At 69.4% G+C, this 23,725-nt stretch carries 23 protein-coding genes; 13 read left to right on the top strand and 10 right to left on the bottom strand.

All coding sequences use genetic code 11. The features are described from left to right. Positions 1-17 precede the first annotated feature (17 nt). Genes DJ017_RS12970 through lpxB form a run of 8 tightly spaced genes read left to right on the top strand, consistent with a single transcriptional unit; the run spans position 18 to position 8,688 of the window. The gene (locus DJ017_RS12970; protein ID WP_111529108.1) at positions 18-1,235 is read left to right on the top strand and encodes a M50 family metallopeptidase; all 1,218 of its coding nucleotides are present in this window, start codon (positions 18-20) and stop codon (positions 1,233-1,235) included. Between the two features lie 31 nt (positions 1,236-1,266). Beyond that, positions 1,267-3,684 (top strand): outer membrane protein assembly factor BamA, encoded by a 2,418-nt coding sequence (gene bamA / locus DJ017_RS12965; protein ID WP_111529107.1) that lies wholly within the window; start codon positions 1,267-1,269, stop codon positions 3,682-3,684. Between the two features lie 5 nt (positions 3,685-3,689). Then, on the top strand, positions 3,690-4,349 hold the full coding sequence (locus tag DJ017_RS12960; RefSeq protein WP_111529106.1) for an OmpH family outer membrane protein: 660 nt from the start codon (positions 3,690-3,692) through the stop codon (positions 4,347-4,349). Between the two features lie 48 nt (positions 4,350-4,397). Then, positions 4,398-5,417, top strand: a complete 1,020-nt coding sequence (gene lpxD / locus DJ017_RS12955; protein WP_111529105.1) for a UDP-3-O-(3-hydroxymyristoyl)glucosamine N-acyltransferase — start codon at positions 4,398-4,400, stop codon at positions 5,415-5,417. Beyond that, entirely contained in the window at positions 5,414-5,884 is a 471-nt protein-coding gene (gene fabZ, locus DJ017_RS12950; RefSeq protein ID WP_111529104.1) for a 3-hydroxyacyl-ACP dehydratase FabZ, read from the top strand. The genes lpxD and fabZ overlap by 4 nt, the downstream gene beginning before the upstream one ends. 7 nt (positions 5,885-5,891) lie before the next feature. Next, positions 5,892-6,683 (top strand): acyl-ACP--UDP-N-acetylglucosamine O-acyltransferase, encoded by a 792-nt coding sequence (lpxA, locus tag DJ017_RS12945; protein WP_111530093.1) that lies wholly within the window; start codon positions 5,892-5,894, stop codon positions 6,681-6,683. After that, positions 6,683-7,519, top strand: coding sequence for a UDP-2,3-diacylglucosamine diphosphatase (gene lpxI, locus DJ017_RS12940; protein WP_111529103.1), 837 nt, complete (start codon positions 6,683-6,685; stop codon positions 7,517-7,519). The genes lpxA and lpxI overlap by 1 nt, the downstream gene beginning before the upstream one ends. Then, positions 7,516-8,688, top strand: coding sequence for a lipid-A-disaccharide synthase (gene lpxB, locus DJ017_RS12935; protein WP_111529102.1), 1,173 nt, complete (start codon positions 7,516-7,518; stop codon positions 8,686-8,688). The genes lpxI and lpxB overlap by 4 nt, the downstream gene beginning before the upstream one ends. A 14-nt stretch (positions 8,689-8,702) precedes the next feature. On the opposite strand, the gene gltA is transcribed toward lpxB, so the two are convergent. Further along, the gene (gltA, locus tag DJ017_RS12930) at positions 8,703-9,983 is read right to left on the bottom strand and encodes a citrate synthase (protein WP_111529101.1); all 1,281 of its coding nucleotides are present in this window, start codon (positions 9,981-9,983) and stop codon (positions 8,703-8,705) included. 60 nt (positions 9,984-10,043) lie between these two features. Beyond that, positions 10,044-11,462, bottom strand: coding sequence for a glutamate--tRNA ligase (gene gltX / locus DJ017_RS12925; RefSeq protein WP_111530092.1), 1,419 nt, complete (start codon positions 11,460-11,462; stop codon positions 10,044-10,046). On the opposite strand from gltX, the gene DJ017_RS12920 reads away from it, so the two are divergent. After that, positions 11,401-13,659 carry a ComEC/Rec2 family competence protein gene (locus DJ017_RS12920; protein WP_111530091.1) on the top strand — a complete coding sequence of 753 codons (2,259 nt, stop codon included), beginning with the start codon at positions 11,401-11,403 and terminating at the stop codon, positions 13,657-13,659. The two genes, gltX and DJ017_RS12920, sit on opposite strands and share 62 nt — an antisense overlap. Beyond that, entirely contained in the window at positions 13,656-13,937 is a 282-nt protein-coding gene (locus DJ017_RS12915) for an ASCH domain-containing protein (protein WP_111529100.1), read from the top strand. The genes DJ017_RS12920 and DJ017_RS12915 overlap by 4 nt, the downstream gene beginning before the upstream one ends. Before the next feature lie 6 nt (positions 13,938-13,943). On the opposite strand, the gene lexA is transcribed toward DJ017_RS12915, so the two are convergent. The 4 genes from lexA to DJ017_RS12895 form a co-directional block, all read right to left on the bottom strand. Next, on the bottom strand, positions 13,944-14,633 hold the full coding sequence (gene lexA, locus DJ017_RS12910) for a transcriptional repressor LexA (protein WP_111529099.1): 690 nt from the start codon (positions 14,631-14,633) through the stop codon (positions 13,944-13,946). Between the two features lie 157 nt (positions 14,634-14,790). After that, positions 14,791-15,582: an indole-3-glycerol phosphate synthase TrpC gene (gene trpC / locus DJ017_RS12905; protein ID WP_111529098.1), complete on the bottom strand. Its 792-nt coding sequence runs from the start codon at positions 15,580-15,582 to the stop codon at positions 14,791-14,793. Further along, complete coding sequence (trpD, locus tag DJ017_RS12900) at positions 15,579-16,604, bottom strand: anthranilate phosphoribosyltransferase (RefSeq protein WP_111529097.1); 1,026 nt, start codon at positions 16,602-16,604, stop codon at positions 15,579-15,581. Before trpD ends, trpC begins: the two co-directional genes overlap by 4 nt. Positions 16,605-16,610: 6 nt before the next feature. After that, the gene (locus DJ017_RS12895; RefSeq protein WP_111529096.1) at positions 16,611-17,201 is read right to left on the bottom strand and encodes an anthranilate synthase component II; all 591 of its coding nucleotides are present in this window, start codon (positions 17,199-17,201) and stop codon (positions 16,611-16,613) included. A gap of 83 nt (positions 17,202-17,284) precedes the next feature. Here DJ017_RS12895 and DJ017_RS12890 point away from each other — a divergent pair, with 83 nt between their 5' ends. Then, positions 17,285-17,485: a hypothetical protein gene (locus tag DJ017_RS12890; protein ID WP_111529095.1), complete on the top strand. Its 201-nt coding sequence runs from the start codon at positions 17,285-17,287 to the stop codon at positions 17,483-17,485. Positions 17,486-17,496: 11 nt separating this feature from the next. On the opposite strand, the gene trpE is transcribed toward DJ017_RS12890, so the two are convergent. Further along, the gene (trpE, locus tag DJ017_RS12885) at positions 17,497-19,029 is read right to left on the bottom strand and encodes an anthranilate synthase component I (protein ID WP_111529094.1); all 1,533 of its coding nucleotides are present in this window, start codon (positions 19,027-19,029) and stop codon (positions 17,497-17,499) included. After that, complete coding sequence (locus tag DJ017_RS12880) at positions 19,026-20,948, bottom strand: peptidylprolyl isomerase (RefSeq protein ID WP_111529093.1); 1,923 nt, start codon at positions 20,946-20,948, stop codon at positions 19,026-19,028. Before DJ017_RS12880 ends, trpE begins: the two co-directional genes overlap by 4 nt. A 155-nt stretch (positions 20,949-21,103) precedes the next feature. Here DJ017_RS12880 and tpiA point away from each other — a divergent pair, with 155 nt between their 5' ends. Beyond that, positions 21,104-21,847: a triose-phosphate isomerase gene (gene tpiA / locus DJ017_RS12875; RefSeq protein WP_111529092.1), complete on the top strand. Its 744-nt coding sequence runs from the start codon at positions 21,104-21,106 to the stop codon at positions 21,845-21,847. Between the two features lie 10 nt (positions 21,848-21,857). Then, positions 21,858-22,712 carry a formyltetrahydrofolate deformylase gene (purU, locus tag DJ017_RS12870; protein ID WP_111529091.1) on the top strand — a complete coding sequence of 285 codons (855 nt, stop codon included), beginning with the start codon at positions 21,858-21,860 and terminating at the stop codon, positions 22,710-22,712. Here the strand turns inward: purU and DJ017_RS12865 are convergent. After that, positions 22,709-23,122 (bottom strand): VOC family protein, encoded by a 414-nt coding sequence (locus tag DJ017_RS12865; RefSeq protein WP_111529090.1) that lies wholly within the window; start codon positions 23,120-23,122, stop codon positions 22,709-22,711. The two genes, purU and DJ017_RS12865, sit on opposite strands and share 4 nt — an antisense overlap. 37 nt (positions 23,123-23,159) lie before the next feature. Continuing rightward, positions 23,160-23,699 (bottom strand): GNAT family N-acetyltransferase, encoded by a 540-nt coding sequence (locus DJ017_RS12860; RefSeq protein ID WP_111529089.1) that lies wholly within the window; start codon positions 23,697-23,699, stop codon positions 23,160-23,162. Positions 23,700-23,725 lie beyond the last annotated feature (26 nt).

Genomic DNA, 23,725 nt, shown 5'->3' with positions numbered 1-23,725 from the left:
AAAGGAGCAGACTCTCGATGATCGGCTTCCTGCACAACGCCCTCCTTTATGTGATCCCTTTCCTCATCATCCTGGGCGTCGTCGTGACCGTGCACGAGGGCGGCCACTTCCTCGCGGCCAAGTGGCTGGGCACCGCCATCGACCGGTTCGCCATCGGCTTCGGCCGGCCGCTGCTGCAGTGGCAGGACAAGTCCGGCGTCCACTGGCGGATCGGCTGGCTTCCGCTGGGCGGCTATGTGCGGTTTGCCGGCGACGAGAACGCCGCCAGCGTCCCCGACAACGAGGACCTGACCGATCTGCGCCGCGAGATCGTCGGCCGGGAAGGCGAGGGGGCGCTGAAGCGCTACTTCCACTTCAAGCCGCTCTGGCAGCGGGCGATCATCGTGGCCGCAGGCCCGGGCGCCAACTTCCTGCTGGCTATCGCGGCCTTCGCCATCCTGCTGATGACGGTGGGCGAGACCATCGCCCCGCCGCGCGTCGACGCGGTTCAGCCTGGCAGCGCCGCCCAGGCGGCCGGCTTCCAGAAGGGCGACGTGGTCCTGCAGGCCAACGGCCGCCGGATCGAGAGTTTCTCCAGCCTGCAGCGGCTCGTCTTCCTGCAGTCCGACACGCCGATCCAGTTCCTGGTCCAGCGTGGCGGCCGCCAGGTGGCGATCACCGCGACGCCGCGGCGCGGCGTCATCGTCGACCGGTTCGGCCACGAGCAGCACCTGGGCCAACTCGGCCTGCAGTACAAGCCGCAGCCGGGCGATATCCAGTTCAAGCGCTATGGGCCGGTCGAGGCGGTCGGACGCGGCGTGACCAAGACGGTCGAGGTGGTGGACACCACCCTGCGCTACCTCGGCCGCATGATCACCGGGCGCGAGACCGCCGAGCAGCTCTCGGGCCCGCTCGGCATGGCGCAGCTCTCGGGCGAAATCGCCAAGCAGACCGCCGAGGAGTCGCCGAACCTGCCGACGCTGCTCGCCAATGCGGCGATCACCATGCTGGAGCTGGTCGGCAACATCTCCGTGGGCATCGGCTTCCTGAACCTGATGCCGATTCCGGTCCTCGACGGCGGCCACCTGCTCTTCTATGGCTACGAAGCGGTGGCGCGACGCCCTGTTGCTGCCAAGGTTCAGGCGGCAGGTTACCGCGTTGGGCTTGCTCTGGTGCTCGGATTGATGTTGTTCGCGACCTGGAACGATCTGCAGCGCCTACGTGTGCTCACTTTCCTCGGCGGCCTATTCTCGTAAGGTTCGCCTTCCCTTCGTAACGGCTGATTCTATGCACAGACACCGCGCTCGCAGCGCTGCGCTCGCCTCCGGTCTTGCCCTTCTTTTGGGCTCCACGGCGCTCGTCGCGCCGACCTTGGCCGTGGCCCAGGTCCAACAGGGCGGCGTCGTCCAGCGGATCATCGTCAAGGGCAACGAGCGGATCGAACCCCAGACGGTCATCTCCTACCTGCCGATCCAGGCCGGCGACACGGTGGACTCGGCCAAGGCGGACCTGGCGCTGAAGGCGCTGTTCCGCACCGACCTGTTCGCCGACGTGAAGATCGACTTCCAGAACGGCGACCTGATCGTCACCGTGGTCGAGAACCCGATCATCAACCGCGTGCTGTTCGAGGGCAATTCGAGCCTGAAGGACGACAAGCTGAAGGACGAGGTGAGCGTCCGGCCGCGCGGCATCTTCACCCGCGCCAAGGCTCAGGCCGACGTGGCGCGGATCCTCGAACTCTACCGCCGATCGGGCCGCATTTCGGCGACGGTCACGCCGCAGATCGTCGAGCTGCCGCAGAAGCGCGTGGACCTGATCTTCAAGATCGACGAGGGCCCCAAGAGCGGCGTGTTGCGGGTCAACTTCCTCGGCAACAAGGCCTTCTCGGACAACGACCTGCGCGGCGTGGTCGTGACCGAGGAGTCCAAGTGGTACAAATTCTTCTCCTCGAACGCGAACTACGATCCGGACCGGATCGAGTACGACAAGGAGCAGCTGCGGAAGTTCTACCGTAACCGCGGCTATTACGACTTCCGCGTGATCTCGTCGGTGGCCGAACTGGCGCCTGACAAGAACGGCTTCGCCATCTCCTACACGCTGGACGAAGGGCCGGAGTACAAGTTCGGCAAGATCAGCGTCGAGACCGAGCTGCAGAAGCTCGACAAGAACGTGCTCGCCTCACTCGTGCCGATCCGCTCGGGCGAGCTCTACGAGGACCAGCGCCTCGAGCAGTCCACGGACGCCCTGACCTTCGCCGCCGGCGCGGCGGGCTTCGCCTTCGTGGACGTGCGGCCGCGCTTCACGCGGCATCCCGAGAACGGCACCGTCGACGTCGTGTTCGACGTGAAGGAAGGCCCGCGGGTCTACATCGACCGCATCGACATCGTCGGCAACACCCAGACCCTCGACTACGTGATCCGTCGCGAGATGAACGTCTCGGAGGGCGACGCCTACAACCGCGCCCTGGTCGACCGGTCGAAGAACCAGATCAAGGCGCTGGGCTTCTTCAAGAACGTCGACATCACCGAGACGCCCGGCACGGCCCCGGACCGCACCAGCCTGCAGGTGAAGGTCGAGGAGCAGCCGACGGGCGAGCTGTCGTTCAGCGCCGGCTATTCGTCGGTGGACCAGCTGGTCATCGACCTGGGCTTCGCCGAGCACAACTTCCGCGGCCGCGGCCAGGACGTGCGGGCGCGGGTCTCCATGGGCTCACTGCGCCAGCAGGTGGACTTCTCGTTCACCGAGCCGCGCTTCAGCGGCCGCGACCTCGCGCTGGGCACCGACCTCTTCTATTACAAGTACGACCTGACCCAGTACTCGGCGTACAAGACGACCTCGGGCGGCGGCAACCTGCGCCTGAGCTTCCCGCTGAGCCTCAACGCCCGCGGCTCGCTGCTCTACACCCTGCGCAGCGACGACGTGCAGATCGACGACTCGCTCTGCGATCCCTCGCTGCAGCTGCTGTCCTACTCGGTCTGCTCGCAGCGCGGCGCGTTCCTGACCTCGCTGGTCGGCTACGGCGCGCGGATCGACCGGCGCAACGATCCGATCAACCCGACCCGCGGCTTCACCATGGGCATCACCCAGGATTTCGCGGGCCTCGGCGGCGACGTGAAGTACGTGAAGACCGAGGCGGACGCCGGCTGGTACCACGGCTTCTCGAAGAACTTCATCCTGACGGTGACCGGCTCGGCCGGCTTCATCGGCGGCTGGGGCGGCGACCACATCCGGATCAACGACCGCTTCTACAAGGGCGGCAACAGCTTCCGCGGCTTCGAGACTGCCGGCATCGGTCCGCGCGACCTGAGCTTCGGCCGGACGGACTCCCTGGGCGGCAAGGCCTATGCGATCGGCTCGGTGGAGCTGACCATCCCGACCTATCTGCCCGAGCAGTACGGCATCAAGGCGGCCCTGTTCAGCGACTTCGGCACGGTCGGCCTGCTCGACCCGGTGGACAAGCGGGCCCCGGTGCCGGTCGATCCGAGCGACCTGACCAAGGGCTTCCAGAAAGACGCCTCGGGCAATCTGATCCTGGTGCGCAGCGCCGACATCAAGGACGATCTGTCGCTGCGGGCGTCGGCCGGGTTGAGTATCTTCTGGAAATCGCCCATGGGTCCGCTGCGCTTCGACTTCAGCCAAGTTTTGGCCAAAGAGGCCTACGACAAGACCGAAACCTTCCGGTTCTCCACCTCAACCAGGTTCTAAGACACATGACCTTCAAGCCCTTCGTCGCGGCCGCTCTCGCTGCGGCCAGCACCCTCGCTGCCGGCTCCAGCGCCTACGCGCAAGCCGCGGCCGCGCCGCAGGTGACCCACGGCGCCGCCGTTCCCGGCCTGTGCATCATCTCGGTCGAGGGCGTGATCGCCAATTCGACGGTCGGCAAGTACGTCGACACCCGCCTGCAGCAGATCGTCGGCCAGGTTCAGGCCGAGCTCGGCGCCGAGCGCAATGGGATCGACGCCGAGGCGAAGACCCTCGAAGGCCAGCGCGCCTCGCTCGACCAGAACTCCTTCGAGCAGCGCGGCGCCGCCCTGCAGGTTCGCGCCAACGCCCTGCAGCGCAAGGCCCAGCTCCGCGACCGCGAGGTCCAAGCCACCGAGCAGAAGGCCCTGGCCCGGATCGGCGACGAGATGGAGCCGTTGATCCGCCAGGCCTACCAGCAGAAGAACTGCTCGGTGCTCCTGCAGCGCACCTCTGTTGTCCTGGCCAACCCGGCCATGGACATCACCCCGACCGTGGTGACTGCGCTCAACGCCAAGATCACCCAGTTCGCCTTCGACCGCGAGCGTCTGGACCAGGCTGCAGCCGCTCCGGCTGCGCCGCGTCCGACCACGCCTGCGCCGGCGCCGAAGCCCGCGCCGAAGAAATAGTTCGACCGAGCGGACGTCAGCGCGGCGAATTAGGGTAGGGAGGATTCCATGCCCGATCCGCGCTTCTTCGAAGACTTGGGTCCGATCACCCTGGGCGAGCTCGCTGGGCTCGCCGGGGCCGAGCTCGCACAGGCCGACGCCGGGCGTCGGTCGGTGCGCGCCGTGGCCATTCTGAGCCAGGCGCAGGACCACACCGTCACCTTCCTTTCCGACCGCAAGCACGCCGAGGGGCTGGACGGCCTCAAGGCGGCCGGGTGTTTCGTCCAGGCCAAGGATGCGGACCTGCTGCCGGAGGGCTGCCCGGCCCTGGTCACCGGCAATCCGCAGGGCGCCTATGCCCTGGCGGCCAAGCGCCTGCACCGCGCCCGCGCCATCGCGGCCGGTCCGCTCATCTCGCCGGAGGCGGAGCTGGAGGATGGCGTCGAGCTGGCGCCTGGCGTCGTGATTGGCGCCGGGGCGCGGATCGGCCGGGGCACGCGCATCGGGGCCAACACCACCATCGGCCCCGGCGTCGCCATCGGCCGCGACTGCCTGATCTCGGCCAACGTATCGATCCAGTGCGCCCTGATCGGCGACCGGGTGAAGATCCTCGCCGGCGCGGCGATCGGCGAGGCGGGTTTCGGCGCCACCGTCGGCCCCAAGGGCCTGATCGACATTCCCCAGCTCGGGCGGGCCATCCTGCAGGATGGGGTGACCATCGGGGCCAACAGCTGCGTCGACCGGGGCGCTTTCGACGACACCGTGGTCGGCGAGAACACCAAGATCGACAACATGGTGCAGATCGCCCACAACGTCCGGGTCGGACGCAATTGCGTGATGGCGGCCCACACCGGTATCTCAGGCAGCGTGACGATCGGCGACGGGGCCCAGCTGGGCGGCCGGGTCGGCATCGCGGATCACATCAACGTCGGGGCCGGCGCGCGGCTGGGCGCCGCGTCCGGGGTGATGAAGGACGTTCCCGCCGGCGAGACGTGGGGCGGCTTTCCGGCGCGTCCCATGCGCGTCTGGCTGCGGGAAACGGCCTGGCTCAACCAAAAAGCGAGCCGCAGGAATGGAGCGGGGGAATGAGCCGTAAGGCGCCGGTGATCGAGGGCGAGACCTCGATCGACATCACCGAGATCCTCGCCCGGATCCCGCATCGGTATCCGTTCCTGCTGGTCGACCGCTGCGAGGAGTACAAGCCCTCGCAGTCGATCGTCGGCATCAAGTGCGTGACCGTCAACGAGCCGTTCTTCCAGGGCCATTTCCCCGGCTATCCGGTGATGCCCGGCGTGCTGATCGTGGAGGCCCTGGCCCAGACCGGCGCGGTGTTGATGTCCAAGTCCCTGGAAGTGGACGTCGGCGGCAAGGCGATCTTCTTCATGTCGGTCGACAACTGCCGTTTTCGGGCGCCGGTCCGCCCCGGCGACGTGATCCGGCTGAACGTCGAGGTGCTCCGCGCTCGGGGCGACGTCTTCAAGTTCCGCGGCAAGGCCGTGGTGGACGACAAGGTGGCCGCCGAGTGCGAGTTCGCGGCCATGGTGGTGGAGACCTGAGTTGAGCGTGCAGATCCATCCCACGGCGATCGTCGAGAAGGGCGCCGAGCTCGCCGCCGGCGTCAGCGTCGGGCCCTATTCGGTGATCGGGCCTAAGGTGCGCGTGGGCGAGGGGACGATCATCCACTCGCACGTGGTGATCCAGGGCTCGACCGAGCTCGGCCGCAACAACCAGGTGTTTCCCTTCGCCATGCTTGGCGGCCCGCCACAGCATCTGGCCTACAAGGGCGAGGACACGCGCCTGGTGATCGGGGACAACAACCTGATCCGTGAGCATGCGACGATGAACATCGGCACGGTGCACGGCGGCGGGGTCACCCGCATCGGCTCCAACGGCCTCTACATGATCGAGAGCCACGTCGGCCACGACTGCATCGTCGGCGACCACGTGGTCATGACCAAGCAGGCGACGCTCGGCGGCCACTGCCTGATCGGCGACTATGTGATCGTCGGCGGCTTGGCCGCCATCCACCAGTTCTGCCGGGTCGGGCGCTACGCCTTCGTGGGTGGCCTCGCAGCCGTGGTGAAGGACGTGATCCCCTACGGCTCGGTCTGGGGCAACCACGCCCACCTCGAGGGGCTGAACCTCGTGGGGCTGAAGCGGCGGGGCTTCGATCGCGAGACGATCAACACCCTGCGCGCCGCCTACCGCCTGCTGTTCGCGGACGAGGGCACCTTCCAGGAGCGGCTCGACGACACGGCCGAGACCTTCGGGGACAGTCCCGAGGTCATGGAGATCCTCGAGTTCATCCGCGCCGACGCCAGCCGGCCGCTCTGCCTGCCCGAACGCGAAGTCTGATGAAGAAGCTTGGCCTGATCGCCGGCGGCGGCGGTCTGCCGGTCGAGATCGCCGAGCACTGCGAACGCTCGGGGCGGCCGCTGTTCGTGATCCGCCTGAAGGGCTTCGCAGGGACCGAGCTCGGGCCCTTCGCCGGCGCCGAGGTCGGGCTGGCCGAACTCGGCAAATGCTTCAAGCTCCTCAAGCGCGCCGGCTGCGAAGCAGTCTGCCTGGCCGGCAACGTGGCCCGTCCAGACTTCGCCACCCTGATGCCGGACCTGCGGGGCCTGAAGGCCCTGCCAGGCGCCATCCTGGCGGCGGGCAAGGGGGACGACGCCCTGCTGCGTTTCCTGGTCGGCGAGTTCGAGAAGGAGGGCTTCGCGGTGGAGGGCGCGCATGAGGTGATGGAAGACCTCAGCCTGCCCGCCGGCCCGCTCGGCCGGCACCGCCCCGGAGAGGCCGCGCGCTCGGACGCCGAGCGGGCGCTGGAGGTGGCGCGCGCGATCGGGCGGCTCGACATCGGCCAGGCGGCCGTGGTCTGCCGCGGCCTGGTGCTGGCGCTCGAGGCGCAGGAGGGCACGGCGGCCATGCTGGAGCGCGTGGCGGGCCTGCCGGAGGCGATCCGCGGCGCCCCAGGTGCGCCGCAGGGCGTGCTCGCGAAAGCTCCCAAGCCGATCCAGGAGACGCGTGTCGACATGCCCACCATCGGCCTGGCCACCGTGCAGTCGGCGGCCGCGGCGGGCCTGGCCGGCATCGTCGGCGAGGCGGGACGGCTTCTGGTCCTCGACCGTGAGGCGGTCATCGAGGCCGCCGACGAGCTCGGGCTCTTCATCCTCGGCGTGGAGCCGGCGCCGTGACCCGGCCGCTCACCGTCATGCTCGTGGCCGCCGAGGCCTCGGGCGATGACCGGGGCGCGGGCCTCGCGCGGGCGCTGAAGGCGAAGCTGGGCGAGGGCGTGCGCTTCGTCGGCGTCGGCGGCGAGCGGATGGCCGCCGAGGGGGTGAAGAGCCCCTTCGACATCTCCGAGCTGTCGATCCTCGGCCTTCTCGAGGGCCTTCTGGCCTATCCGCGGGTGGTGAAGCGGGCCGACGAGACGGCGGCGATCGCGGCGGCCGAGAAGCCCGACGTGGCGGTACTGATCGATTCCTGGGGCTTCACGCTGCGGGCCGCCCAGCGCCTGAGGAAGCTCGATCCCAGGCTGCCGCTCATCAAGTATGTGGGGCCACAGGTCTGGGCCACGCGGCCCGGCCGGGCCAAGACCCTGGCCCAGGCGGTCGACCACCTCCTGTCGATCCACGCCTTCGACGCGCCCTATTTCGAGGCCGAGGGCCTGCCGGTGACCTTCGTCGGCAACGCCGCCCTGAGCATCGACTTCTCCAAGGCCGATCCGGCGCGGCTGCGCGCCCAGATCGGCGCCGGGGCTGAGGACCCGATCCTGCTCGTGCTGCCGGGCAGCCGGCCGAGCGAGATCGCCCGTGTCATGCCGGCCTTCGAAGAGGCGGTGAACATCCTCAAGGCCGGCCGCCCGGAGCTGCAGGTGGTGGTGCCGGCCGCCCCAACCGTCGCCGAGGCGGTGAAGGGCAGGGTGGCGGGCTGGGCGCACAGGGCGCACGTGCTGGAGGGCGAGGAGACCAAGCTCGACGCCATGAAGGCGGCGACCGTGGCGCTGGCGTGCTCAGGAACGGTGACGACCGAGCTCGCCCTGGCGGGTGCGCCGATGGTCATCGGCTACCGCCTGGGGCCGGTCACCTATGCCATCGTCAAGCGGCTGATCCGCACCCGGTACGTCACCCTGTTCAACATCGCCGCTCAGGACTTCGTGGCGCCGGAGCTGATCCAGGACGAGTGCAATGGGCCCGCGCTCGCCCGCGAGATCGCGCGTCGCCTGGACGATCCGGAACTGCGCGCCCGCCAGACCGCCGCACAATATGCGGCGCTGGACAAAATGGGACGCGGCGGCCCCGATCCCTCGGAGGCCGCCGCCACTGCAGTCTTGAAAGTCCTGGAGGAGAAGCGGGGCGCCTGAGCGCCCCGTCGGTCTCAGCGCTTGTCGACCGCCACGTAATCCCGTTGCGGCGCGCCGGTGTAGAGCTGGCGCGGACGGCTGATCTTCTGCGCCGGATCCTCGATCATCTCCTTCCACTGGGCGATCCAGCCCACGGTGCGGGCGACCGCGAACAGCACCGTGAACATCTCGGGCGGGAAGCCCAGCGCGCGCAGGGTGATGCCGGAGTAGAAGTCGACGTTCGGGTAGAGCTTGCGCTGCACGAAGTAGTCGTCGTTCAGGGCGATCTTCTCGAGCTCGAGGGCCACCTTCAGCAGCGGATCGTCCTTGTGGCCGACCTCGTTGAGGACCTCGTAGCAGGTCTTCTGCATGACCTTCGCGCGCGGGTCGTAGTTCTTGTAGACCCGGTGGCCGAAGCCCATCAGGCGATAGCGGCGGTCCTTCACGCCCTGGACGTATTCGGGGATGCGGTCGACGGTGCCAATCTCGGTCAGCATGTTGAGCGCTTCCTCGTTGGCGCCGCCGTGCGCGGGGCCCCAGAGGCAGGCGATGCCGGCGGCGACGCAGGCGAACGGGTTGGCGCCCGAGGAGCCGGCATTGCGGACGGTCGAGGTCGAGGCGTTCTGCTCGTGGTCGGCGTGCAGGATCATGATCCGATCCATGGCCCGCGTCAGCACGGGGTTGCCCTTCCAATCCTCGGCCGGGACCGAGAAGCACATGCGCAGGAAGTTCTCGGCGTAGGAGAGCTCGTTGCGCGGATGCACGAAGGGTTGGCCGCGGAAGTACTTGAAGGCGCGGGCCGCGATGGTCGGCATCTTGGCGATCATCCGATGGGCGGAGATCATCCGCTGCTCGGGATCATCGACGTTGGTGCTGTCGTGGTAGAAGGCCGAAAGAGCGCCGACAGCGCCGACCATGATCGCCATCGGGTGGGCGTCGCGGCGGAAGCCCTGGAAGAACCGGTCGAACTGGTCGTGCAACATCGTGTGGTAGGTGATGTTGTGCTCGAACTCGGTGAACTGGGCCGCGTTCGGCAGTTCGCCGTGCAGCAGCAGATAGCAGACCTCGAGGAAGCTCGACTGTTCGGCCAGTTGGTCGATGGGATAGCCGCGGTGCAGCAGCACGCCCTTGTCACCGTCGATGAAGGTGATCTTGCTCTCGCAGCTGGCGGTCGAGGTGAAGCCGGGATCGTAGGTGAAGACGTCGGCTTCGGCGTACACCTTGCGGATGTCCAGCACGTCGGGGCCCATGGTGCCCTTCAGCACCGGCACGTCGACCGCCTTGCCGCCGATGTCGATCTTCGCCGTGTCGCCCATGCCGATCCCCTTCTTGTTCTTGAGTGAGTGAAACGCCTGTTCGTCGGGCCCTATAGCACTTTACCGCACCAGCGAAAGGGCATCGTCGAGCCGACCTAAACTTTCGTCCTTCCCGAGCGAAACCAAGGTGCTCGCCAGATCGGGGGCAGGCGAGCCGCCGGCCATCACCATGCGCAACGCCGGGCCGAATTTCCCGATCCCCACCCCTTCGCGTTCCGCGAACCCGCGGATGCGGGACTCGAGGGCGGAAACCTCCCATTCGGTGGCCCCGGCGAGGTCCTCCCGAAGGCGCGCCAGGCGCGCGCGCACCTCGTCCGTCAGCATCGCGAGGCCCTTCTCGGGGATCTCCAGCGGCCGCTGCTTCAGGACGAAGACGAGGGCGTCGGCGAGTTCGAGCAGCGTCTTGGCCCCATCGCGCACGAGAGGGATGGTGCGCTGCAGCAGATCCGGGTCGGTGCTGCGCAGTTTCCACTCGCGGCTTTGCAGGATGTGCGACACGAGCCCGGTCAGCCGCCCGGGCTCGGCCTCGCGGATATAGTGGTTGTTGAGGTGGTTCAGCTTGTCCCAGTCGAGGCGAGCGGGGGCGCTGACCACGTCCTTGATGTCGAACCAGGAGATCGCCTGGGCGTCGGCGAAGATCTCGTCGTCGCCGTGACCCCAGCCGAGCTTGGCCAGGTAGTTGCGCATCGCCTCGGGCAGATAGCCCATGTCGGCGAACTCGGAGACCGCCTGGGCCCCGTGGCGCTTGGAGAGCTTGGTCCCGTCGGGGCCATGGATCAGCGGCAGGTGGGCCCAGACCGGCACGTCCCAGCCGAGGCCCTGGTAGATCAGGGTCTGGCGGGCGGCGTTGTTCAGGTGGTCGTCGCCGCGGATCACGTGGGTGACCCCCATCTCGTGGTCGTCGACCACCACGGCGAGGTTGTAGGTCGGCGTCCCGTCGGTGCGCAGCAGGATCAGATCGTCAAGGTTCCGGTTCTCGAAGCGGACCTGACCCTTCACCTGGTCGTCGACGATCGTCTCACCCTCCTGCGGCGCCTTGAGCCGCACGACGAACGGGCGGTCGGGTGCGTCGTTGGGCGAGCGGTCTCGCCAGGGCGAGCGGACGACGCGCCCCTCGGCGCGCGCCGCCTCGCGCTCGGCCTCGAGCTCCTCAGGCGTCATGAAATCCTTGTAGGCCGCGTCGCGGGCGAGCAGCGCGTCGACCGCAGCGCGGTGACGGTCGGCGCGGGCGAACTGGAACACCGGCTCCTCGTCCGCCTCGAGCCCCAGCCACTTCAGGCCGTCGAAGATCACCTGCACGGCTTCGGCCGTGGAGCGCTCGCGATCGGTGTCCTCGATGCGCAGCAGGAACTTGCCGCCGGTGTGGCGCGCGTAAAGCCAGTTGAAAAGGGCGGTCCTGGCCGTGCCAATGTGCATCATGCCGGTGGGCGAGGGGGCGATCCGGGTGACGACGGGCCGAGAGTCGGAATTAGCGGACATCGATTGTGCGGGGTCTGGGGAGGCCGCGGCGCACGATCGCGCCTGGGCCGCGCCTCTTAGCACGCGGATTCGGACCCTTCCTAGCGCTCGGGAGATCGCCACCTGGCTCGCGCGGCAGCTCACGCGCCAGGCGGAGCGCTGGAGCCTGTGGACGCCGGTCTCCCTGGGCCTGGGCTCGGGGCTCTATTTCACCCTGCCGCGCGAGCCGCAGGTCTGGCTCGCCTGGCTCGGCGCGGCGATGGTCGGCGCGCTGCTTCTGCTCGCCAGCCGTTGGCGGCCCAACCGGGGCGTCACCGCCGCGCTGGTCCTGGCGGCCTGCGCGATCGGCGGATTCTCGGCGGCCAAGCTGCGCACCGAACACGTGAAGGCTCCGCTCGCGCCGACCAAGGGGCCGCCGGTTCGGATCGAGGGCTGGGTGCTCGACATCTCGAGCCCGGGGCAGGGCGGTCGCCGGCTGCTGATCGCGCCGGCCCGGATCGGCGAGTGGCCACAGAACGCCACCCCGATCCGGGTGCGAGTGACGCTGAAGGGCGGCTACACACCCGCGCCGGGCGAGCCGATCAGCCTTCTGGCGGTCGTCAACGCCCCGCCGCAACCCGCGAGCCCCGGGGCCTACGACTTCGCCCGCGACGCCTATTTCCAGAGCATCGGCGGGGTGGGCTTCGCGCTCGGGACCCCGCAGAGTTGGGAGCCGGACGCGCCGCCGCCCTGGCGACTGCGCCTGACCATGCGCGTCAACGCCATCCGCTGGACCCTGACCCGGCGGATCGTAGAGGCCATGGGCGTGGAGGAGGGCGGCCTCGCCGCGGCCATGACGACGGGCCACGACGCCTTCATCCCGCCGGCCCAGGTGAACGATCTGCGGGCCGCGGGGCTGGCCCACATCATCTCGATCTCGGGCCTGCACATGGCCATCGTCGGCGGCTTCGTCTTCGCCGGCGTTCGCCTGATCATCGCCGCCTGGCCGTGGCTGGCCCTGCGGATCGACGGGAAGAAAACCGCCGCCTTCCTCGGCCTCGCCGCCGTGCTGGGCTATCTCGTGCTCTCGGGCTCTCCACCGCCGGCGGAGCGTTCGGCGATCACCGCGGCGGTGGCGTTCGGCGCCATCCTGGTCGGGCGGCAGGCGATCAGCCTGCACGCCCTGGCGCTGGCGGCCATGGCGGTGCTGCTGCTGCAGCCCGAAGCGGTGACCCAGCCGGGGTTCCAGATGTCCTTCGCGGCGACCGCGGCGCTGGTCGCCCTGGCTGAAGCCTGGCCGCAGCCTGTGCGGGAGATCTCCGCCCCCTGGTGGATCCGTGGCCTCCAGGCGGTCCGGACCTGGACCGTGGCGGCGGTCGCCGTAAGCCTCGTGGCCGGTCTCGCCACCGCGCCCTTCGCCATGCAGCACTTCAACCGCATCTCCACCTGGGGCCTGGTGGCGAACCTCGCCAGCGAGCCGATCTCCAGCCTCGTCATGATGCCCGGCCTGGCGTTGGGCGCGGCCCTGTCGCCCTTCGGTCTTGGCCAGGCGCCGCTCGACATGGCGGGTTTCGCCATCGCCCTCATGAACCGGATCGCCACGGCCATCGCCGGCTGGCCCTACGCCCAGTTGACGGTGGCCAGCGGGCCGGAATGGACCCTGGCGGCCGCGTTCCTCGGACTCCTCTGGCTCTGCCTGTGGAAGGGGCCGCTGCGCTGGCTCGGGCTGCCGTTCGCCATGGCGGTGTCGCTCGTGCCGAAGCCCGCCACGCCCGACGCCTGGATCGCCGCGGACGGCTCGGCGGTGGCGGTGCGCAGTGCAGGGCAGGCGGTGCTGTTCCGGCCGGACGTGAAGCTGTTCGGGGCCGAGCTCTGGGCCCGCCGGCGGGGCCTCGATCCTTCCGGCGGCGAGGCCCTGCGCGACATCGGCTACGACTGCGATCACTGGAGCTGCGCGCCCAGGGCCGGAGCGCCCGTGCGCCTCGCGGCCGCCTGGAACCTCAGACGCCCGTTGAAGGATGGCCGGATCGAGGCGCTCTGCGGCAGCGCCGAGGTGATCGTGCTGCGCGACGACTTTCCGGCAGGGATCTGTCCAGGCAAGCTGGTGCTGACCGGCGCGGCCTTCGCGGCGGGCGGCTCTGCCGAACTCTATCGCCGGGCGGACGGCTCATGGCGCGCCGTCTGGGCCCAGAGCCTCCGCGGACGGCGGCCATGGACCTGGGGCCCAGACCTCCGATGAGCCTCGCCTTCACCAAGCGCCTGCGCGAGCCGATCATGCGCGGCGACATCACCTGCACCGTGCGCATCTGGCGAAGCGTGAGGGTGAAGGTCGGCGGCCGCTACCCGCTGGGCTCCGGCCAGGTGGAGGTCACGCGCATCCAGCACATCGACTTCGCCGACGTCACAGACGAAATCGCCAGGCGCTCGGGCTTCGAGCACCTGGCGGATCTCCTGAGCGTCGCTCGCCATGGAACGGGCGAGAACGTCTATCTGATCGACTTCATCTACCGCGCGTGAGGGCTGCTAGTGGTAGCGGCGGATCAGGCCGACGAGCTTGCCCTGAACGGCCACGCGGTCGGGGCCGAAGATGCGGGTCTCGTAGGCGGGGTTCGCCGCTTCCAGGGCGATCGAGGCGCCCTTCTTGCGCAGGCGCTTGAGGGTGGCCTCTTCGCCATCGACGAGGGCCACGACGATCTCGCCCGATTGGGCCGAATTGGTCCGGCGGATGACCACGAAGTCGCCGTCGAGGATTCCGGCGCCGACCATGGAGTCGCCCTGGATCTCGAGGACGAAGTGCTCGCCGGCGCCCAGAAGGGTCTCCGGCACCGGAATCCGGTCGCGCTCTTGCTGGATCGCCTCGATCGGCGTGCCAGCGGCGATGCGTCCGAGGATCGGCAGGTCGCGGGTGTCGTTCGCGGCGCCCGGAGCGTCGGGCCCGGCCTCCACAAGCTGCGGCTTGAAGGGGGCTCGCCCCTTGGGTGGCGCGGCCGTCGTCGCCTGGGTGGGCAGCTTGGTCACCTCCAGCGCCCGGGCCCGGTGGGGCAGGCGGCGCAGGAAGCCGCGCTCCTCGAGCGCCGTGATCAGCCGGTGGATGCCGGACTTCGACGCCAGGCCCAGCGCCTCCTTCATCTCGTCGAAAGAGGGCGAGACGCCGGTCTCCTTGATGCGCTCATGGATGAACATGAGCAGCTCGTGTTGCTTGCGCGTCAGCATGGCGGCGACACCTTTGGAACTTCAGGGGGCGCTTCGAGAACAAAGCGCAAACGTCGAGAATGTTCTCTAGGTGTTCCGCGTTAATGTCAAGTTACCGCTACAGCCTTTGAAAACACTCGGTTTTCACAAGGCCGCGAGCGGCGCCGCAGCGACTCAGTCAGGCGGCCAAAAGCTCGCGCGTAGCGGCGGTGACGTCGGCCTGGCGCATCAGGCTCTCGCCGACCAGCATGGCCTTGGCCCCGGCGTGTTCCAGGCGCGCGGCGTCGGCGGCGGTGAAGATCCCGCTCTCCGTGACGAGGAGGGCGGCCTTGGGCGCCCGCGCGGCGAGCCGCTCGGTGATCGCGAGGTCGGTGACGAAGGTGCGCAGGTCGCGGTTGTTGACCCCCACAAGGTCGGCGCCCAGGGCTCCGGCCCGGTCCATCTCGGCCTCGTCGTGCACCTCGACCAGGGCATCCATCCCCAGGCGGCGGGCCTCGGACATCAGGGCGGCGGCGACGCCGTCGTCGACCATGGCCAGGATCACCAGGATGGCGTCGGCGCCGAGCGCGCGGCTCTCGGCCACCTGCCACGGATCGACCAGGAACTCCTTGCGCAGGCAGGGCAGGGCGACCGCGGCGCGGGCGGCGCCCAGATAGGCGTCGGCGCCCTGGAAGCTCGGGCCGTCGGTGAGCACCGAGAGGCAGGCCGCGCCGCCCGCCTCGTAGGCGCGGGCCAGCGCGGGCGGATCGAAGTCCTCGCGGATCAGACCCTTCGAGGGCGAAGCCTTCTTGATCTCGGCGATGAGGGCCAGACGGCCGGGCGCGTGGGCGCGCTCCAGCGCGGCGCGGAAACCGCGGGGCGCGGAGGCGTGGGATGCGGCGGCCTCGACCGCGGCCTGATCGCGGATGGCCCTCCGCTCGGCCACTTCCTGGCGCTTGTAGGCGGCGATCTTGGCGAGGATGTCGCTCATGCGGGCTGGACCTCGCCGGTGATCTCGACGAGGCGCTGGAGGGCGGCGGCGGCGCGGCCGTCGTCGATCGCTTGGCCCGCCAGCTCGACGCCCTCGCGCAGGGTCTCCACCTTGTCGCCCACCAGGAAGGCGGCGGCGGCGTTGAGCAGCACGATGTCGCGGTAGGGGCCCTTGGCGCCGGCCAGCAGCTCGCGCAGCGCCTGGGCGTTCTCGGCCGGCGGGCCGCCGGTCAGGTCGGCGAGGGAGGCGCGGGGCAGGCCGACGGCCTCCGGCGTGATACGGAACAGCCGCACCTGACCGTTCCGCCACTCGGCGACCTGGGTCTCGCCGGTGGTCGTCACCTCGTCCATGCCCTGGCCGTGCACCGTCCAGGCCTTCTCCGCGCCCAGGGCGCCGAGCACGCGGGCGAGGGGCTCCACCCAGCGGGTGTCGAAGACGCCGAGGAGCTGGCGGCGCGCCTTGGCCGGATTGGCCAGGGGGCCGAGCAGGTTGAAGATCGTCCGGAACCCCAGTTCGGCGCGGATCGGCGTCACGTGGCGCATGGCCCCGTGGTGCGAAGGGGCGAACATGAAGCAGATGCCGGCCTCGGCCAGGGCCTGGAGCTGCTGGGCCTGGCTCGCGGCGATGTTGACGCCGAGCTCGGTGAGCACGTCGGCCCCGCCGGACTTCGACGAGAGGGCGCGGTTGCCGTGCTTGGCGACCTTCAGGCCCCCGCCGGCCGCCACGAAGGCGACCGCGGTGGAGATGTTGTAGGTGTGCAGCCCGTCGCCGCCGGTGCCGCAGACGTCGATGACGTCATAGGGGTGCTCGAGGCTGACGGCGGCCTTGCGCATGGCGCGGGCCGAGGCCGTGAGCTCGCCGACCGTCTCTCCCCGCATCCGCATGGCGGTGAGCGCCGCGGCCACCTGGGCCGGCGTCGGCTCGCCACGCAGGCAGGCGTCGAAGAACTCGCCCGCGTCCTCTTCGGAGAGCGTCGCGCCATCCGCCAGGCGCGAGAGCAGCGGCTTGAAGGCGTCCGACATGGAGGCTCAGGCCTGGACCAGGGGCTTGACGCCCGCGATCTCCAGAAAGTTGGCCAAGAGCTCGTGGCCGCACTCGGTGGCGATGGATTCCGGGTGGAACTGCACGCCGTGCACGGGCCGGCTCTTGTGCATGAAGCCCATGATCTCGCCGTCGTCGGTCCAGGCGGTGACTTCCAGGACGTCCGGCAGGTCTTCGCGGCGCACCGAGAGGCTGTGGTAGCGGGTGGCGGTGAAGGGGTTCTTCAGCCCCTTGAAGACGCCCTTGCCGGTATGGTGGATCGGGCTCGTCTTGCCGTGCATCAGAGCGCCGGCGCGAACCACGGTCCCGCCGAACGCCTGGCCGATGGCCTGGTGGCCGAGGCAGACGCCAAGGATCGGCAGGTCGGCCGGGGCCCGCTCGATGAGGCCCAGGCAGATGCCGGCCTCGTTCGGCGTGCACGGCCCCGGCGAGAGCAGGAGGCCCTGCGGCTTCAGGCCAAGCGCCTCCTCGACGCTCAGCGCGTCGTTGCGGTGGACGACCGTCTCCGCCCCCAGCTCGTTCAGATAATGAACCAGGTTGTAGGTGAAGCTGTCGTAGTTATCGATCACCAGGATCATGGCGCACCATCTAGGCTCTGACGCTTGATCCGCCAAGCGCGCTGATTGGCGCTGGACCCGACTCCCGCGATCCTGGCGCCAAGATGTCGTTTACCGAATCGGCCCTCGATCCCGAAGCCATGAACCAGGCTCGAACCCTTCTCGAGAAGCCGCAGCCGCGCGAGCGGATCTGGCCGGTGCTCGGGGCCGCAGGCCTGCTGGCCATCTCGGCCCTGGCCTTCGCCACCGCCATGATCATGGCTCCGCCGGTGATCAGCGAGCACGTGCTGAAGAGCGCGCCCTAGGGCGCAGCGGCTCAGACGAACCGCCAGCTTTCCTCGGCTGCGCGGCGCAGGGCGCGGGCCTTGTGCTGGGTCTCGTCGTATTCGGCGTCCGGATCGGAGTCCGCCACCACGCCGCCGCCCGCCTGAACGTACATCATCCCGTCTTTGAACAGCGCCGTGCGCAGGACGATGCAGGTGTCCACCGAGCCATCGCAGCCGAAATAGCCGACGCCGCCGGCGTAGCCGATGCCGCGCTTCTCGACTTCCAGCTCGTCGATGATCTCCATGGCCCGCACCTTCGGCGCGCCCGAAAGCGTGCCGGCGGGGAGGGCGGCCATCACCACGTCGACGGGGTCCAGCCCCTCGGGCGCGTCGCCCTCGACGTTGGAGACGAGGTGCATCACGTGGCTGTAACGCTCGACGAAGAAGCTGTCGGTGACGCGCACGCGGGGCCCGCGCGCGGTCTGCGGCGGCTCGTTGGCGCCGGCCTGCTTGAGCATGGCCACGCGGCCCACGTCGTTGCGGCCGAGATCGAGCAGCATGAGGTGCTCGGCCCGCTCCTTGGGATCGGCGATCAGCTCCTGCTCCAGCCGCGCGTCCTCCTCCGGCGTCGCGCCGCGCGGACGGGTGCCGGCGATCGGGCGGATGGTGATCTTGCCGTCGCGCAGGCGGACCAGGATCTCCGGCGACGAGCCGGCGAGCTGGAAATCCCCGAAGTTCAGGAAGAACAGGAACGGCGAGGGGTTCGTCCGCCGCAGCGATCGATAGAGCGCGAAGGGATCCGGCTCGAAGGGCGCGCGGAAGCGGTGACTCGGCACCACCTGGAAGATGTCGCCGGCGCGGATGTACTCCTTCGCCTTTTCGACCACCTTGCGATAGTCCTCCCGGCTCACCGGGGTGGTGAAGCGATCGGGCTGCGGCTGGCCGTTGCCGAGCAGGCGCGGGGTCGGATGGCGCAAGTCCGCGACGACGCCCGCCAGGCGGCCCTGGGCGGCGGCGTAGGCGTCGCGGGCGCTCTCCTTGCCGGGGCGCACCGGGGTGGCCAGCAGGATCTCCTGTCCGATCGAATCGAAGACCGCGACGATCGACGGCCGCGTCATGACGCCGTCCGGCAGGCCCAGCGTATCCTTCGGCGGGTTCGGCAGATGCTCGACCAGCCGGATCATGTCGTAGCCGATGGCGCCGAAGACGCCGCCGGCCATCGGCGGCACGCCTTCGGGCAGGTCGATCCGCGACGCGGCGACGAGGTCGCGGAGGGAATCCAGGGCGCCGCCCGGCTGCGGCTTGAATCGCCCGGCGGCGATGTCCTCGCCCTCGGCAACCTCGGCCTGGTCGCCGCGGCAACGCCAGACGAGGTCGGGATCGAGGGTGATGATCGAATAGCGGCCGCGCCAGGCGCCGCCCTCGACGGATTCGAACAGGAAGGCGTAGGGCCGGCCGTGTCCGATCTTCAGATAGGCCGAGACCGGGGTCTCGAGGTCGTCGATCAGGCGCGTCCAGACGAGCTGGGGAGCGCCCCGCGCATAGGTCTTCTCGAAGTCTGTAAACGAGGGCTCGGGCGTCACTTCGCGGGTCCCGGCTTGGCCCCGCCCTTGGTCGCCTCGGCGGGCTCGAGGCCCAGGGCGGCGCGGGCCCGGTCGGTGTCGATCCGCGGCTTGATCTTGGCGCGGGCGCCGTCGCGGGCCGCTTCCTCGAGTTCGCGCAGGAAGGCCATCGACATCTGCGGCCGGACCTGTTCGGCGGCCTGGGCGAGGGCGGTGGCGTCAGCGATCTTCACGCTCTCGATCTTGCCGACCACATAGCCGAACTCCTTGTCGCGTGCGCTGAAGGCGTCGCCCTGCTTGCCGGAGAAGGTGTTTGCCAGGACCTCCTGCGAGGCCGCCGGATTCTGGGCGGCGGTCTGACGGCTGAGGCCGGTGAGGTGGGTGACCTTCAGGCCGGCGGAGGCCGCGACGGCGTCCAGGCTCTCGCCTTTCTTCACCCGCGCCAGGAGTTCGCCGGCCTTGGCTTCCATGCGCTTGGCGAGCTCGCGCATCGTCCAGGCCTTGGTGAGCTGCGGCTTGATCTCGGCCAGCGGCGGCACGGCCGGCGGGATCACCTTCTCGACGCGCACCGCGAAATATTCGCCGTTGCCGGCGTCCACGAGTTCGCTCTCGCCGCCGGCGGGCAGGGAGAAGGCCGTCTCCAGCAGCTTCTGCGACAGGCCCGGCACCGGCTTGGCCTGCTGGTCGAGACCCTGCTTGGCGACGGGCGGGATGGAGATGACCGGAACGCCGGCCTTCTGGGCCGCTTCGGCCAGGGTCGCGCCCTTGGCGTGAGCATCGTCATAGGTCTGGGAGAGGGCGTCCACCTTGGCGGTGGCGGCGTCCTTGCGGACTTCGGCCTCGAGGGCCGGACGGATCTCGGCCAGCGTCACCTCGTGGCCGGGCACGACCTGATCGACGCGGACCACGGCCTGACCGAGGTCGCCCTGGACGGTCTGCACCTGGCCCTGCTTCATCTGGAAGGCCGCAGCGGCCACCTTGCGGTCCGGGATCGCGCTCTGCGGCTTCTGCGGATAGGTGATCGCGTCGACGCCGAGGGACCTGGCGATGGCGGCGGGCGCCTCGCCCTTGGCCAGGCGAGCGGTGATCTGCGCGGCGGCGGCGGCGTCCTTGGCCGGGATCTGCACGACCGTGCGGGTCTCCGGCTTGGAGAGGGTGTCCTTGCGGAAGTTGTAGCGTTTCATCACCTCGGCCTCGTCCACGGGGCCGGGCTGGACCTGGTCGGGGCTGAAGCGGACGACCGAGAGGGCGCGGAACTCGGGCCGCAGGAGCTGGGCCGCGTTCTCCTTCATGAAGGCGGTGAGCTGCTCGTCCGTCGGCGCGGCCGGCTGGGCGACGCTCGACGGACCCACCTGGATCAGAGCCACGTCGCGGTTCTCGAGGCCGTAGACCGCGGCCATGGCGGTGTAGGCGCGCGGCATGGCCAGGCCGCTGGCGACGCCCATCATCAGATGCTGCTGGGCGATGTCGTCGCGGATCATCTGCTCGAACGCCGGCACGGTGAGGCCGTTGTCGGCCAGCCGCTGGGCATAGGACTTCTTGTCGAAACGGCCGGAGACCTGGTCGAAGAAGGCCGGGATCTTCTCGATCTCGGCGACCACCAGCTTGTCCGACGGCTGCAGGCCGATCTTGCGCAGCAGCTCGGCGAAGGATTCGCGCGTCGCGAGCCCTTGCAGCACCTGGGTGTCCAGCCCGTTGGCGGAGGCAACCTCGGTGGGAATCGGCTGGCCGTACTGCTGCTCGAGGCGCGACTTCTGCTGGTCGAACTCGCGCTTGTACTGAGCCGAGTTCATCGTGCGGGAGCCGGCGACGATGACCGCGTCGCTGATGCGGCCGCGAAACACGTCGCGGATGCCCCATAGCGCGAAGCTGATGATCAGGATGCCGAACAGGACGGCGGCGACCCAGGTCTTCGCGAAGGCGCGAATGGCGGCGAGCATCGGATCCCTTTCCGGGGGGGCGCGAACAGACTGGCCGGTATAGTGGAGGCCCCCAAGCCACCGCAAGCGCGTGACAGAGCGCTCGCCATGCCTTAACCGCGCCGCCTGACGAACTTGAACGCCACGAACTTCAACGAGAGAGCCAGGGAGGCCCGATGACCGCGCCCGTGCCGCTGATCGCCGGAAACTGGAAGATGAACGGCCTGCGGGCCTCGCTGAGCGAGGCGGTCGCCATCGCCGAGGGCGCCAAGGAGGCCAAGGGCCGCGTGGCCATCTGCCCGCCGAGCCTCCTGATCCACCAGATGTGCGAAATGCTGGCCGGCTCGCGGGTGCTGGTCGGCGGCCAGGACGCCCACTGGGACGACTTCGGCGCCTTCACCGGCGACGTCTCGGCCCAGATGCTGAAGGACGCGGGGGCCCAGATGGTGATCCTCGGCCACTCCGAGCGGCGCACCGGCTATCGCGAGACCGACGAGATCGTCTCCCGAAAGGTCCAGGCGGCCCTGCGTGCGGGGCTCGAGCCCATCGTCTGCGTGGGCGAGACCCTGGAAGAGCGCAACGGCGGCCGCGCGCTGCCCGTCGTCACCGACCAGGTCCGCGGCTCGCTGCCCGCCGAACTGACCGGCAAGCCCTTCTCGGTGGCCTACGAGCCGGTGTGGGCGATCGGGACGGGCCTCACCCCGACCACGGCCGAGATCGAGGAGATGCACCGCGCCATCCGGGCGACGCTGAAGGAGAAGTTCGGCGCGGCGGGCGAGGGCGTGGCGATCCTCTATGGCGGCTCGGTGAAGCCTTCCAACGCCGAGGAGATCCTGCACGCCGCCGAGGTTGGCGGGGCGCTGGTCGGCGGGGCCTCCCTGAAGGCGACCGACTTCCTGGCCATCGTCAACGCCCTCTAGGGCAGAGGCTATGAGCCGCTCCGTCATACTCACCCTGTCGTGCCCCGACCGGACCGGCATCGTGGCGCGGGTCTCGGGCTTCCTGTTCGAGCGCGGGGCCAACATCCTCGACGCCCAGCAGTACGACGACCCGGAGACGGGGCGGTTCTTCATGCGCACCGTGTTCGATCCGGGCGCGCGGGACGCGGACGCTCTGAAGGCCGAGTTCGAGCGCCTGGCGGGCGAGCTCGGGATGGAGTGGCGGCTCAGGGGCGCCGACGAACGGCGGCGGGTGATGATCCTCGCCTCCCAGACCGACCATTGCCTGTCGGACCTCATCTGGCGCTGGCGGCAGGGCGAGCTACCGATGGACATCACCGCGGTGGTCTCCAACCATCCGGAGAGCACCTTCCCGCACACAGACCTCAAGGGCATCGCCTTCCATCACCTGCCGGTGACGGCGCAGACCAAGGCGGGGCAGGAGCGGGCGCTGTGGGGGCTCATCGAGGAGACCCGCACCGAACTGGTGGTCCTCGCCCGCTACATGCAGGTGCTGTCGGACGAGCTGGCGACCAAGCTCGCCGGGCGCTGCATCAACATCCACCACTCGTTTCTGCCGGGCTTCAAGGGCGCGCGGCCGTACCATCAGGCGCACGCCCGCGGCGTGAAGGTCATCGGCGCCACGGCCCATTTCGTCACGCCGGACCTCGACGAGGGGCCGATCATCGAGCAGGACGTCGAGCGCATCACCCATCGCGACACGCCGGCCGCCCTGATCCGCAAGGGCCGCGACATCGAACGCCGTGTGCTGGCGCGCGCCGTGCGCTGGACGCTGGACGACCGGGTGCTTCTGAACGGCCGCAAGACCGTCGTCTTCACCGACTAGGCCGAAGGCCCCTTCAGCTCGACCGTGTTGCCTTCCGGATCTCGGATGTAGAGCGACATGCCGTCGCCGTCAGCGCCGTAGCGCTGGCCTTCGTCCTCGATGGCCACCGCATGGGCGGCCAGGTGGCCGCGGATCGCATCGGCGTCGAACGGGCGCACCTGCAAGGCGAAGTGGTCGAGATTGCGCGCCTCCACGCCCGGCCCGGCGCCCCCCGCCTTGCCAAGCGGCCCGTCGAGGGTGACGAGGTCGATCATCTGCGGCCCGGCGCGCAGGTGGGTGAGCCCGATCTCGGGCCGGTCGCGATCGACGCTGAGCCCGAGGACGCCGCAATAGAAGTCCAGCATGGCCTGCTTGTCGCGCACCCGCAGGACGATGTGGTCGAAGCCGGTCACCTTGATCGGATTGTTCATCGGAACCCCTCCAGCTCCGCAGATAGGCACGGCCGCGCTACAGGAGAAGACCGAAGACCTGGCAGTCGCGACGCTCGCCCTCGCGCAGGACATGGCCCCGCAAGAGGCCTTCCTCCTTGAAACCGAGCTTCTCGAGGATCGTCTCGGAACGCCGGTTGCCGAGGTGGATGGTGGCGATGAGCCGGCGAAGGCCGCCGGCCGCGGCATAGGCCACGACCGCCTGCATCGCCTCGTGGCCGTAGCCGGAGCCCCAGCTCCCGCGGCCGAGCATGAAGCCGATCTCGGCGCGCTTGTGCCAGCGGTCGATGTCGGCGAGTTCGCAGCAGCCGACGAAGTCCGCGCCATCGAGGGTGCGGATGGTCCAGTAGACCGCCTTGCCCTGGCCCATGGCGGCGACCTGGGCGCGCACGAGCTCGGCCACGAGGTCCGGCTCGTCGGTCTGCGGCATGTCGAGGAAGGCCATGACTTCCGGATCGCCCATCAGCGGGAAGATGTCGGCCGCATCCGCCTCGATGAGCGGCTGGAGCCTCAGGCGTTCGGTCTCCAGGACGGTGAGGCGCTTGGCGAACGGAATCATGGCTTGTCAAAGGTGTGTGACGTCCT

It is taken from the genome of Phenylobacterium soli (assembly GCF_003254475.1).
GTDB classification, from domain to species: Bacteria; Pseudomonadota; Alphaproteobacteria; order Caulobacterales; family Caulobacteraceae; genus Phenylobacterium; species Phenylobacterium soli.
This window is presented reverse-complemented; position numbering and strand designations above follow the sequence as displayed.